The following is a 12,628-nucleotide window of genomic DNA, read 5'->3' on the forward strand; positions in this document are numbered from 1 at the left end:
TAAAATCCGAAAAGAAAGTGGAAGAAAGAATGAACAGACCGGGAAGACGACCGGTGGCAAGAGCTGCAAATAAATGTACTGTATATAATGTGTCCGAACCAGCAGAACTGATGGAATTTCTGATGAAGAAAATGTCAGGAATAAGTCGTACTCGAGTTAAGGCTTTGCTTACAAATCGTGTAGTAATGGTGGACAATAACATCCAGACACAGTATAATTTTCCTCTGAAGCCTGGAATGAAAGTTCAGATCAGTAAGGAGAAGAACAAACATGAGTTCCATAATCCGTTACTAAACATATTATATGAAGATGCATATATTATAGTAGTGGAAAAAAAGGAGGGACTCCTGTCAGTGGCGACAGACCGTCAGAAAGAACGTACGGCACAGCATATCCTGAATGAATACGTAAAGCGCCAGCATCCTAGAAACCGTGTGTTTGTGGTACATCGTCTTGACCGTGAAACATCAGGTGTGATGATGTATGCCAAGGATGAGAAAACTCAGCATACTTTGCGTGACAACTGGCATGAAATAGTTTTCGACCGCAGATATGTATCCATAGTTATGGGTGATATGGAGAAAGATCAGGGAACTGTAGAGTCTTGGTTGACTGACCGTAAACTTTACGTAAGTTCGAGTGACTATGACGACGGTGGAAAATTTTCAGTTACACATTACAAGACTATAAAGCGTGCCAACGGTTATTCGCTTGTTGAACTCAATCTTGAAACCGGGCGTAAGAATCAGATACGCGTGCATATGCAGAAATTAGGTCATCCCGTAGTAGGGGATGCAAGATACGGTTGTGAGGTTGATCCTTTGGGAAGACTTGCACTGCATGCGTTCAAGCTTTGTTTTTATCATCCTGTCACAGGTGAGGTTATGCAGTTTGAAACTCCTTATCCGGGACCTTTCAAGGCTTTGATGCTTAAAAAATAAATAGAAAATCACTATTCCATGTTTATGAATTCTTTTAAAACGGAATAGTGATTTTTTTGTATTTAATCCATCAATGGTAGTTGCACTTAAAATCGGTAAATATTGATAGGGAACAATTAAAATACAATGAAAAAAAACGACAGGACATTTTGGGTAAAACGACAAAGCGTTTTAAATAAAACGTCAAGACGTTTTTTGACGGACAATATATCTATAATTGTATGGACTGGTATTTACATTGAATATATACAAAAAATAAAAACTGCAACTCATTGAGTTACAGCTTTTTACTTCTGCACGGGAAGAGAGGCTCGAACTCTAATGACATTTTCATTAAGAAGGTCACATCTGATTATCAATATATTACGATTGATAATGATTAAATTTTATCTGTTTACAGTCCTATATCTGTCCTTAGACATGATTATGTAACCTGTTGATTATCATCTGATAACATCATTGTTTTATTATAAGTTTTGTTTATACTTTTTAGATATTTAGTTTATATACTAATATATTGTAGACTTATATTCAACATTTCCTATTCTATACCATTTGCAGCGGCACATGTTACATTGTCTGTTATTCGGGCATGATCTTTTTTTATCATTGTGATTAATTCGTCAATTTGCGCATCTCTCTTTTCTATTCTTTCAATTTGTGCCCTTAAATCAGCTTCTTGTTTTTTTATAATATCCCATGCTTCCTTGGGTATAGTTATATAGTCATCTGTATTGATAAGATTACTTTGTCTTTTAATCATTTCACCTTCTCCTGTTATTAACCAGACTATATCAATATCCGGATATGTGCGATGTATATACCGCAAAAAATCTGCATTAGCAAAATCCTTCATGAGTCTTATGTATTCACGATTCATACCACTATCTTGTGATAATTTGCTTGCTGAGATGCCTAAGTAGTTGCATACTAATAGACATCTCTCTTTAATTGCAGAATTAGTCTTTTTCTCAGCCATATTGTTATTATTAGTTAAATGCGATAAATAAATCGTATTCATATTTGGTTATACGATATATATACCGCATATTTGCGTAACGAAAGTTTTCTAACGTTACGAAAATAAGAAAAACTGAGATAAAATCGAAACATTAATCAATAAATCGTATAAAAATGGTATTTAGTGAGCGCATGAATCAGCCGAATGAAAAGAGACAGCTTGTTAAGCTGCTTATGGAAAAAACACAAACATCTGAATCTACAGTTTATCGTTGGATATCAGGTGTTATAGTTCCGCCACCGATCAAGCAAAAAATAATTGCTGATATTCTTGGAGAGCCTATAGAACAATTATTTCCCAAAAAGAAATGATGGACTTAGCTTGTATAGAATTCTATAACACGCCTGATGGTGATGTTATGGTTAAACCTGTTAATGGTGCAGTATATGTTCTTAAAGAATCAAACCGTGATATTATTCAGAGTATGCTGCAGCTTATTGATGACAGATATCCTGAAGCATTCAAGGCTCTTTCAAAATTATATTCATCTAATAGTATGAATAGGGTTAATTATGAATACCTGATGGTTCATCGATTTTGCCGGTGTAATTTCGGTGAATACGATTCTTCTAAATTAGATGTGGATTATGTTGGTGTGTTTAATCTCGAGCAGGTTAAATGTCCGCTGCGAAATTCTGTAGATTGCCGGTATTGTGGTGTTATCTGTTCTCCTGTTCTTAATACAAATTTATCAGATCGAGAAACTCAGATCCTGGAATTGATTTCTAAGGGTATGACTAATCAACAAATATCTGATGAATTAAGTATTTCTATTTTTACTGTGATCCGGCATCGCAATAATATGCGTGCTAAGTTGCAGGTTTCTAATACTGCAGAATTAGTGTCATACTATAAAAACATGGTAAAATGAAAACTATTCGTTGTCACATTACTTTAAAAATTCTCCATTATTTACTATATAAAGTTGATAGAGAGTATCCTGTACATGTATTGAAAATCGAAGCTGTAGAGCTATGTCGAACGGATAAAGATTGGCTTATTATATATGTTAGTGTAAATGATGATTTTGATGATGATTTTACATCAAATCTTATATGTTTTGGTAGGTTAATAGAACGTATTTATAGAGACTATTACCAATGTGAGTATTCCCCAGAAACATTCTCAGACACAATGAAATCAATAATAAAAAATGATAATGTTGTTGCTGAAGCAGCAGAACAACTCAAAAAAGAGAAAAAATTATACCCTCTTAAAATAACTTCAACGACATGGATATTGGTTCCACTATCTAAGAGGACTGAAGAGTATGCAGAAAAGTATCGAAAAGAAAAAATGGGTATTAAATAATGATTGATGTACAATGAATGCGAATGATCAAAGAAAAGTATGTGAAGCTGGTTTTACTATTATCCGGAGACAAAATGAACCTAAACCTCATATAAAATATAAGGATAGGAACAGTCCCAACGCTTGGAAGAAAATGGCCAGTGTTGATACAGATGGCTATTATAAAAGTATAGCATCTCGAGATAGAGCTATGAAAAGCTTATTGAATCAAGATTTTTATGTGGAGGTTTAATTATGGCATGTGATTGTTTTGAACAAGCAAAAGTAAAAGTTAGAGAGGCTACAGGTGATCCTAATGCTAAAATTAGAGGTATTATAGCTCCTGTCAATGGTAAATGGTGCCTATTGCCTTCTATCGAAATTTTATATCGAAAGAAGAAAAAAGACGGTTCATTTACAACAAAAGAATTCAGTATGGAAATGACATATTCTTATTGTCCGTTCTGTGGTAAACAACTAACATCTGATGAATAATGACTAAGAAAAAGGACAGAACTATAATATCAGAATTATGTGGTGATGCTTATTGTGATAGGGCTGACAAACTATCTGTATTAGCTGCAGCTTTAGATTTTGTATCTAAAGGTACAAAGCATAGGACAGATGCCATTGTAATAATAAAAGGATGTTGTCCTTATTATTTTGATAATGATGATAGTGAAAACCTTGATCATACTTACGATAGAATAAAAATTGATTATGACAAAGAAAACCGACTCAATAAAACTCAATCAGCTTCATCTGATTAAGAAACGCAGAATGCAAAAATACCATGCCCGTAAAATTTTGCGGGCATTCAAAGGCTATGAAATGAGTGATATATTCATATTTGCATTGCATGTTTTTATATCCAAGAAAAATATAAAATTAAAGGATCCTGTACTGGCTAAAACTATAGCCAGTTTACGAATTAAGTTCCGTTGATGTAGTCCTTTAATTTCCGGAAACACACATATAATTTTGCAAAAATTCGACACAGTATGAGCCAATATTTCAGCAAAGAAGATATAGATAGAATCAAGAGCGCAGCCGATGGCCGCGTTCTTGAGGTCATAAGGGATTTCCGTTCAATGGAAGAACGGAAAGGTTATGATTACCGGGGCGAATGCCCTTGTTGCCACAAGAGCACATTCAATTACAATTCTAAAAAGAATCTGTTCGGTTGCTTCAATAAATGTAACGTAGGTGGTAATGATGCGATTACTTACCTGATGAAGGTGGAGAACATGACCTTCATCGATGCTGTGAAGTATCTAGCAGATAAGTTTAATGTCGTTATACCTGATAAAGAGGTTGTGCCTGTTCGTAATATTCAGGTTCCCAAAAATCAATCTAAAGAGTTACGTGGTGAGGATGCTTCATCGTATGCAGCACTCATGTTGCATGGTTCCGGATTGACTTTTGATGATGTTACAGCCAAGGTCTATGATACAAGCGAGAATAAAACTGTCTTATCTGTTAGGACCTTCAGCAAAGGTACCGTCAATCAAAAAGGCGAGATTGACCTCAAGGGGGATGATGTTATTATCAAGTATTTTGATCTTGATGGATTACCGGTTAGATACGAAGTCAAAGATGCAAAAGGTAAGCCGACCGGCAAAATGCGTGAATACTTCCGTGTGCGCTGGCAGCACCCGGATGACCATCTTGATAAGGAAGGTAAACCATTCAAGTATCGTTCTCCTTATGGTGGTGGAACTCCAATCTATATTCCGGAGAAAATCCGCCAGTTTTATAACAAGGGCGAGCATGTACCTAGATTATTCATTCAGGAAGGTGAGAAGAAAGCTGAGAAGGCATGTAAACATGGTATGCCTTCACTTGCCATTTCCGGTATTCAGAATATTGCTTGTGGTGGCCGACTTCCTGAAGATCTTATTCGTGTTATTGATAAATGTCATGTCCAGGAAGTATTCTTCATCATGGATTCGGATTGGAATGACCTTAGTTCCAATATTCGTATTAATGATTCTGTTGATAAACGTCCACGTAACTTCTTCTATGCAGCCAAGAACTTCCGTGATTACATGGGCTCATTACGTAATAGAGATTTGTTCGTCGAGATATATATTGGCCATGTCGTAAAAAACGAAGCTAACGAGAAAGGTATAGATGACCTTCTCGTTGGCTCATTGTATGGCAAAGAAGATGAACTGATGAAAGACTTCAACACACTCATTAATGAAAAAAGTCTGTGTGGCCAGTATCTGCAGTTATACAGAATTTCTGCATATACCGACCACAAACTGTCATCGTTATGGGGGCTTGGTTCAGTTAAGCATTTTGCTGAAATGCACAAAGAAGTTCTTTCCAGGTTACCGGAATTCCGCTTTGGTTCCCATCGATGGCGCATTAATGCTGAAGGTAATTTAGAGAGTGCCCAGGCTATTGAGTCTGATGAACAGTTTTGGGAGGCTGTCGAAAAATCAAGACGTTCAGGTGATACATATACTGAATATGAATTTAGATATGTTCCTTCACGTCGATTCCTGCAGAACCGTGGCTTTGGCCGATTCAGGAGGTTGGATGGATCCTGGCAGTTCATCAAGCTCGAGCAGCCTTTTGTCCGTGTCATCGAGGCATCAGAAGCCCGTGACTATTTATTCGAATTTGCGGAGAATAATTGCAATGAGGCTATCAACGAAATGCTTTCAAAGGGTGTGACTCAATATGTTGGTCCGGATAAGCTTTCGTTATTACATTTTATATATCCTAATTTTCTTCAGTCAAATAGCACTGAACAGATTTTCTATTTCTCAAAGAATTGTTGGCGTGTCACAGAAAATGAGGTTAAAGAATTAGGTTATGAATCTATAACGCATCATGTGTGGGCCGAACAAAGGAGAGATTTCCCGGCTGAATACCTGGGCAAACCTCTTATTACTTTCTCCGGAGAAGGTGATACTTTGGATTTCGAATTGTCTAAGGACGGCCAGAAATGCCATTTCTTGAAGTTCCTGATGAACGCCAGTGATTTTACCTGGCGTAAGCGTCCGGAAGAAATTGAGTCTGAAGAGATACTCGAGAACCGTAAGCACTTGCTGTCTAAGTTGTGTGCTATTGGTTTTATGTGCATGGAGTATAAAGATGTCTCGGTCAACCGTGCCGTAATAGGTATGGATGGTAAACAGTCTGAAGTAGGAGAGTCTAACGGTCGTTCCGGTAAGTCTCTTATCGGTGTTCTTATGAAGAATGTGATTCCCACTGTCTATGTTAATGGTAAAAAGAAAGACTTACTGGATGATCAGTTCGTATGGGATGATGTTGTTGAGAACACCAAACTTGTATTCATCGATGACGTTCTTATCAATTTTAATTTTGAACGCCTGTTCCCAAACCTGACAGGCGACTGGAATGTCAACTACAAAGGTAAAGGGCGTATCACTTTCCCATATGAGACATCACCTAAGATTTATATTGCCACTAATCATGCCATCCGAGGAGAGGGTGCATCATTTACTGACCGTCAATGGCTGCTTGGATTCTCTGACTATTACAATGACGGACACAAACCTATCGATGATTTTGGATGCAATTTCTTTACGGAATGGGATTTTGAACAATGGAATCTGTGCTGGAATCTAATCGCTAATTGTGTGCAGTTATATCTGAATTATGGTGTTGTTCAGGCCCCTCAAGAAAGACTTGTTGAGCGTAGATTACGTCAGGAAATTACTGAAGTATTTATCTCTTGGGCTGATGAATACTTTTCGGCAGAAGATCATCTTAATCGTCGCCTGGTACGTAAAACTCTGTATGATGAATATTGTAACTATGATCCTAATATGCGTAAATTCTCTAACTCTCCTACAGAGTTCCGTAAACGACTTGTAAAATACTGTCAGTTCCGCGGATATCTGTTCAATCCGCAAAAATATGATCCGGTCACTGGTAAACCTTGCCAGTTCAATAAACGTACTGGTGCACCTATTATTGACGATAAGGCTGGTGGTATTGAATATTTCACTATAGGCACACAAGAATATTATTCATGTCCGGAATATCAATCGTTGAAAATCCCTACTAACACGGATACCAGGTTGTCATTTTAATTATGATTAATGATTTATCTAAATATCGCTTGAATGACGATCAGGAACTTGACAGATTCTCATCAAAAGACCCTGTCAAATTCCTGCAATTCCAGTGTGATGTGTACAACATGCTGGATGGTCTTGTACCTGGTGAAAGAATTAATGTTATTGATGTGTGTAAACCTACTTCAGTAGAGGTTTTTATTAAAGTTGTATGTCGATATATTCTGAACCATCAGAATGATGGATTCACTAAATCACATATTGAATTCTCTGAGGATTATAGACAGATATATCGTCGCCCTGGTATGCCAGATACTAAACTTCATTGGAATCATTTCTACTCTAAGAGATGATACACCATTCCTAATTTATTGCTTTGTAAAGTTACAAATTTTATCTGTAACTTCCAAATTATTAGCGTGTTATGTCAAAGAAAAATAATAAGATTTTTGTATGTGTCAGTCCTGAAACTGACATTCGTGAAAAGATGGTTTGCGAATTAGCTATGCGTATCGGCTTGGTTACAATACGTTCAGACGCTAAGAAGATTTTACGTCATTCTGTGTACGATATTGAGCTTTCTGAAGCATACTTTGTGCTTGTAGATAACTTCGCTTTCCGCGACAGCCCATCGACTACGCAGCGCTTATATGAAATGGCTGCACGTGGTATTGCTATTATTGTCGGAGTTAAGAAAATGCCACGTGAGTATGAAGTCATTTCAGACATATATTATCCGGAACATTTGTTCTGATAACATACACTTATTTTGCGGCCGCACGGTAGTTTTTTCTACCGTGCGGTTTTTCGTTTCCCCTCTCACCTCTTTCTGAGATATTAATACAAATGGTGTGCATTAGGACGGGAAGCGGTGAGAGCCGTATAATAATATTCTTTTTTTTATATTTTTTAAGGTTGTAAAATTAACCTTATAAAAATTAGAAAAATAATTGTACTTTCGTGCGTTTTGTATTTTTATGCAGTTAATTGTCTGTATATCTGTATTTTATATCCGCACTGTTTTTGCACTATTCCGCACTATTTGCACGAAGTGCCGTTTTTCGTACAAAAGTACGGGCGCACTCAATTTTGTACGCGATTTGTACGAAAATTGTGCGCTTTTATTTTATTGATTTTCAATGTGTTATATGTGGTGACTATTTAATTTTGTACTTAAGTACTATTTTCAGACCTGTTTTTTCTTAGGGGGTATGTTTAATCTCGACAATTTTATGCGTTATATATATCGCAATAATCTATTATTTATTATTTTTGTAGGGCATAATTAATTGATATAGATATGAATAGACCTTTAGTTACTATAGATTTGGCACCGCATCTTAGCGATTTTTTATTTCATGAATTCAAACAAGATAAAAAAACTGGTGAGCTGATGCTTGACGGTTCTAACGACATAGGCAGATTTATCCAGGCACTAATTACAGTATCAGACCGTCCCCGCAAGCAGGAGATTAAAGATTCCCCCCTTACATTGACGCTTCCTGTACAGGAGTGGACTCATGCTATTTTTACTGAGAATTTCATTTATATACCGGAATGGAAACAGAAACAGCTTAGATTATATGTGGAAGCTCAGTTCCGTCTGCGGTTGCGCGAATTCTTTTTTGTCGGATATTCCAAAGGTCTCAAGCAGGATGCAATCATTAATGCATTCCTCGAGCATTATAACATTAAGAATAATGCACTTAATTATGATACCATCAAAAAATACGATTACAGATTTCGTAGAAAGATGAAAACTGTAATAGGTGAGGATATCGCTTCACTGTGCAGTTAACTTTATTTCACGAATTAATCTTTAAGTAAAAATGTAGATTATCTTACATAATCACTTAAAATTTAAGCAATTATGTCAAACAGAGAAAGTAAACGTTCAAGTATATGCAGGGCTGATATTATAGCTTGTGCTGAATGTGATGTCGTATCTATTCCTGGTAATAGTAATATATCTGTTAGCGGTGTTTGGGAGAAACTGAATTTCTCATCAGTTGAATTTTCGGAAAAACCGACATCTGATTCTTCATCTTATGATGTTTCTATAGATTTTTCTTTTTCGGACACTGGTCATGACAACTACATTCAATTAATGACATGGTGTAATATATATGTATTGATTAAACTTATATATTCAGATGGCTCGGTTAAGGTTGTCGGTTCTCCAGATTTCCCGGTTATCCTTCAGCTTAATAATGAAGGCAGTCCGGCTAAATTTCACTTAACATATTCCGGTCAACAACCTGAACCCAGCAAATATTTATAGTCCTTTTAATATAGATATATCATTGATACTTTTGTACCAACGACAAATCTATATTCTAATTATGCATGTTTCTCACCTTTATAGCGCAATATTGCGCGGTCTATGGGCTATAGATCTTCGTAGCGTTGAGACTTCTCACGAGATCCTGGAACAAATTGTTACTGGTTCTTTCGAGAAGTCATCCGAAGATGTATTGTCTGACAGAAAACCTCTTACCGGCCAACTGGTTGATAAGAGCATGAAGAATTCCAATTCATTTAGTGGCGATGTACCGCCTGAATCTGTTGCAGTGGTCCCTGTACATGGTACCATGCTGAAGTATGGTTCTTATTGTGCATACGGTACTTCTGAGATAGCTGACCTTATATATGAGGCGGCTAATAATCCTAATATTGCCGGTATTGTTCTTGATATGGATTCGGGCGGTGGTTGTGTTGATGCCATTGCTCCACTTACCAGTGCGCTAGAGTATGCAAGAAAACAAGGTAAAACTACAATTGCCCATTGTGATTTGTGTGCTTCTGCTAATTACTATACGGCCGTGTATTGTGATGAGATTATCGCGTCTAATAATATCTCAGCCGAATTCGGCTCTATTGGTGTGATGATGTCATTCACTGATTATACAAAGTATTATGAGAATCTTGATATAAAGGTTCATACTGTCTATTCTAATCTCTCCGATTATAAAAACGCACCTTTCGAAGCTGCTAAAGCGGGTAAATACGATTTGATTAAAGAAGAAGAATTGGATCCGCTTGCCAGACGTTTCCAGGCTTCAGTGCGTGAACGTCGCTCTGGTAAGCTGGATGAATCTGTTTCGGGTATCTTATCTGGTCGTATGTTCTATGCTGAAGATGCGTTGAAAAATGGTCTCATTGACAGTATAGGTGATAAACAGTATGCAATTAACAGGGCTAGAGAACTCAGCAGAGATGCTACAGTCTCAGCTTATTTACAAACCAAAAACATAAAATAAAATGCCAAACAGAAACTTACTATTAGTTGTATCGGCAGTAATGTCGTTCCTGGGCGTATCTGCCTTCGCCAAGGATTCTGACGGCCGTTCTGTTATTTCTGCAGCAGATAAGCAGAAACTTACAGAGAAATGGGGCCAGGTCTTTACTGACGCATTCGTTAAAGACTTAGCTCAACTCGAGAGTGATGGCACGACAGCTGAGACAGCTGTTAAGACTGTTGCTAATGAATTCGCTGCTCAGTCTCAGAAAGATGCTCAGACTATTACAGAACTTCAGGATCAAATCAAGGCTCTCAAAGATGAGAATGAAAAATTGGCTAAATTGCCCGGTCAGGGTGGTGAATCCGTGGTTAAAACTGATGGTGAAATGGATAAGAAGACATTCAAGCCTGATATGTCATTGCTGCACAATAAGAATTATTATGCAGCTACTGGCGATTCATGGACAGGTGATACTACTGTAGATACTACCGAACTTAAACAGGAGTTCGGCAAATATGTATCCAGTGACAAGTTAACAATCTTCCAGAAATTGGTTGGCCCGATTACTTGCACTAATTACATGTCAACTATTATCACTGATAAGTTCGAAGTTCGTGCTTCTCAGGCTTCTATTACTTCAGTATTGCAGACATTCACTCCGCGTTTCACTCCTAAAGGTAAGACTAAGTTCACTCCTATGACAATCAAACAATATCCGATGAAAATAAACGTAGAGGTTTATCCATCAGATATTATCAATGATGTTCTTGGTTATCTTTATGACGAAAAGCTTGAACCTAAAGATATGCCTATTGTTCGTTATATCGTAGAGCAGCTGATTAAACCTAAATTGGATGAAGATCGTGAGATTGCTCTTGTTAAGGGTCGATATAAAGAACCTGAAGCTTCTGGTTCTTCTTATACTCCAAATGAAGTTAATGAGACTTGTGATGGTTTCTTGACTCAGCTTTGTGACCTCAAGAAAGCTTCTGATACAGATATCACTTGGTTACTTGATGGTACTGCGAGTCTTGGTGAGGGTGAGCAGCTACTTAATGAAGTAGAACAAGCAGCTGATGAAGTGGCACCTTTATATAAAAACAAGACAATGTTCATTCATGCCGATCCTGACTTGATCCTTAAATATTCACGAGCTTACCGTGATAAATATCCTAATACAAAGAATCAGGATGGCGAAAAAGTTAAAGTTGACTATACCAAGTTTACATTCGCTCCTATCGAAGGTATGCGTGGTACAGGTGCTTTCTTTATTACTCCAAAGGAGAATTTCAAACATGTAATGTCACGTGATCCTAAGAATGTCAACTTGCGTATGACTACAGACGACTATTTAGCTAAAGTTCTTGGAGAATGGCGCGAAGGTGTAGGTTTCTGGATTAAGGAAGCGATTTTTGCCTACATACCTGATGCTCTTGTTACAGAATTATCACCAGCCGAATTAGGCGTATAAAGAAAGGAGGTTTATATGGCCGAAACATTAGTTTCTGTTAAACGAGTCAGCTCTTCAGCTGGCCGTCCTAAAGGTAAAAAACATTATTTGGTTTTGTTCCGTTGGGAAGATGTAGAAGATTTCACTAAGGACACTGACGGTATTACAGTTACCGCTCTTACGTTTAAGGAAGGTAAAACGCCTATAGGTGTATATGCTACTTCTAAAACAATCAAGGCATGGGATACCTTAACTGGCGATACTGACGCTAAAGGATATCTTCATCATGTTGGTTTCGAGTCTCCTGGTGATACTAAGGAAATGGCTTCTATGCGTAACCAGTTAGTTAATGAAGATTTGGGTGCAATAGTGATCAACTGTAATGGTGAGGACGCTAAATTGGCTGGTTCACCATGTACTCCTTTAGTGTTTTCTTCTGATGAAGGTCAAGATGATACTGAAGCATGTAAGAATGTTATTGAGTTGGCTTCCGAAATGCCATCTTCACCTCTTGCAAGAATTCCGCTTAGTCTTATACCTCAGACAGATGATGATGATATCAATACTTATCTAGGTCTTACAGCCGGTGCTGCAGAAGAATCTGAAGGTGGTGTCTAATTATTTTT

Annotated in this window: 16 protein-coding genes; 15 read left to right on the plus strand and 1 reads right to left on the minus strand. The window is 37.2% G+C overall.

Going from position 1 to position 12,628, the window contains the following annotated elements:
• Nucleotides 1-29 precede the first annotated feature (29 nt).
• Nucleotides 30-941: an RluA family pseudouridine synthase gene (locus I6E11_RS03280; RefSeq protein ID WP_235336465.1), complete on the plus strand. Its 912-nt coding sequence runs from the start codon at nt 30-32 to the stop codon at nt 939-941.
• 541 nt (nt 942-1,482) lie between these two features.
• Here I6E11_RS03280 and I6E11_RS03285 read toward each other — a convergent pair.
• Nucleotides 1,483-1,920: a hypothetical protein gene (locus tag I6E11_RS03285; protein WP_235336385.1), complete on the minus strand. Its 438-nt coding sequence runs from the start codon at nt 1,918-1,920 to the stop codon at nt 1,483-1,485.
• 155 nt (nt 1,921-2,075) lie between these two features.
• Here I6E11_RS03285 and I6E11_RS03290 point away from each other — a divergent pair, with 155 nt between their 5' ends.
• From I6E11_RS03290 to I6E11_RS03355, 14 genes are all read left to right on the plus strand, one after another.
• Complete coding sequence (locus tag I6E11_RS03290) at nt 2,076-2,273, plus strand: helix-turn-helix domain-containing protein (protein ID WP_235336386.1); 198 nt, start codon at nt 2,076-2,078, stop codon at nt 2,271-2,273.
• The gene (locus tag I6E11_RS03295; protein WP_235336387.1) at nt 2,270-2,833 is read left to right on the plus strand and encodes a response regulator transcription factor; all 564 of its coding nucleotides are present in this window, start codon (nt 2,270-2,272) and stop codon (nt 2,831-2,833) included. The genes I6E11_RS03290 and I6E11_RS03295 overlap by 4 nt, the downstream gene beginning before the upstream one ends.
• Complete coding sequence (locus tag I6E11_RS03300; protein ID WP_235336388.1) at nt 2,830-3,273, plus strand: hypothetical protein; 444 nt, start codon at nt 2,830-2,832, stop codon at nt 3,271-3,273. Before I6E11_RS03295 ends, I6E11_RS03300 begins: the two co-directional genes overlap by 4 nt.
• A gap of 13 nt (nt 3,274-3,286) precedes the next feature.
• Complete coding sequence (locus I6E11_RS03305; protein WP_235336389.1) at nt 3,287-3,505, plus strand: hypothetical protein; 219 nt, start codon at nt 3,287-3,289, stop codon at nt 3,503-3,505.
• A 2-nt stretch (nt 3,506-3,507) separates the two neighbouring features.
• On the plus strand, nt 3,508-3,747 hold the full coding sequence (locus I6E11_RS03310) for a hypothetical protein (protein WP_235336390.1): 240 nt from the start codon (nt 3,508-3,510) through the stop codon (nt 3,745-3,747).
• Nucleotides 3,747-4,022: a hypothetical protein gene (locus I6E11_RS03315; RefSeq protein WP_235336391.1), complete on the plus strand. Its 276-nt coding sequence runs from the start codon at nt 3,747-3,749 to the stop codon at nt 4,020-4,022. Before I6E11_RS03310 ends, I6E11_RS03315 begins: the two co-directional genes overlap by 1 nt.
• A 231-nt stretch (nt 4,023-4,253) precedes the next feature.
• Nucleotides 4,254-7,325 carry a CHC2 zinc finger domain-containing protein gene (locus I6E11_RS03320; RefSeq protein ID WP_235336392.1) on the plus strand — a complete coding sequence of 1,024 codons (3,072 nt, stop codon included), beginning with the start codon at nt 4,254-4,256 and terminating at the stop codon, nt 7,323-7,325.
• A gap of 2 nt (nt 7,326-7,327) precedes the next feature.
• A complete protein-coding gene (locus tag I6E11_RS03325) occupies nt 7,328-7,663 on the plus strand; it encodes a hypothetical protein (RefSeq protein ID WP_235336393.1) in 336 nt (111 codons plus the stop codon).
• A gap of 71 nt (nt 7,664-7,734) precedes the next feature.
• The gene (locus tag I6E11_RS03330) at nt 7,735-8,064 is read left to right on the plus strand and encodes a hypothetical protein (protein WP_235336394.1); all 330 of its coding nucleotides are present in this window, start codon (nt 7,735-7,737) and stop codon (nt 8,062-8,064) included.
• A gap of 546 nt (nt 8,065-8,610) precedes the next feature.
• A complete protein-coding gene (locus I6E11_RS03335) occupies nt 8,611-9,108 on the plus strand; it encodes a transcriptional regulator (RefSeq protein ID WP_235336395.1) in 498 nt (165 codons plus the stop codon).
• 72 nt (nt 9,109-9,180) lie between these two features.
• On the plus strand, nt 9,181-9,591 hold the full coding sequence (locus I6E11_RS03340; RefSeq protein ID WP_235336396.1) for a hypothetical protein: 411 nt from the start codon (nt 9,181-9,183) through the stop codon (nt 9,589-9,591).
• A gap of 61 nt (nt 9,592-9,652) precedes the next feature.
• Nucleotides 9,653-10,570, plus strand: a complete 918-nt coding sequence (locus I6E11_RS03345) for a S49 family peptidase (RefSeq protein WP_235336397.1) — start codon at nt 9,653-9,655, stop codon at nt 10,568-10,570.
• A 1-nt stretch (nt 10,571) separates the two neighbouring features.
• The gene (locus I6E11_RS03350; RefSeq protein WP_235336398.1) at nt 10,572-12,023 is read left to right on the plus strand and encodes a hypothetical protein; all 1,452 of its coding nucleotides are present in this window, start codon (nt 10,572-10,574) and stop codon (nt 12,021-12,023) included.
• A gap of 15 nt (nt 12,024-12,038) precedes the next feature.
• Nucleotides 12,039-12,620 carry a hypothetical protein gene (locus I6E11_RS03355; RefSeq protein WP_235336399.1) on the plus strand — a complete coding sequence of 194 codons (582 nt, stop codon included), beginning with the start codon at nt 12,039-12,041 and terminating at the stop codon, nt 12,618-12,620.
• The last annotated feature ends 8 nt before the right edge of the window (nt 12,621-12,628 follow it).

It is taken from the genome of Bacteroides caecigallinarum, from assembly GCF_021531075.1.
Lineage (GTDB): Bacteria > Bacteroidota > Bacteroidia > Bacteroidales > Bacteroidaceae > Phocaeicola > Phocaeicola caecigallinarum_B.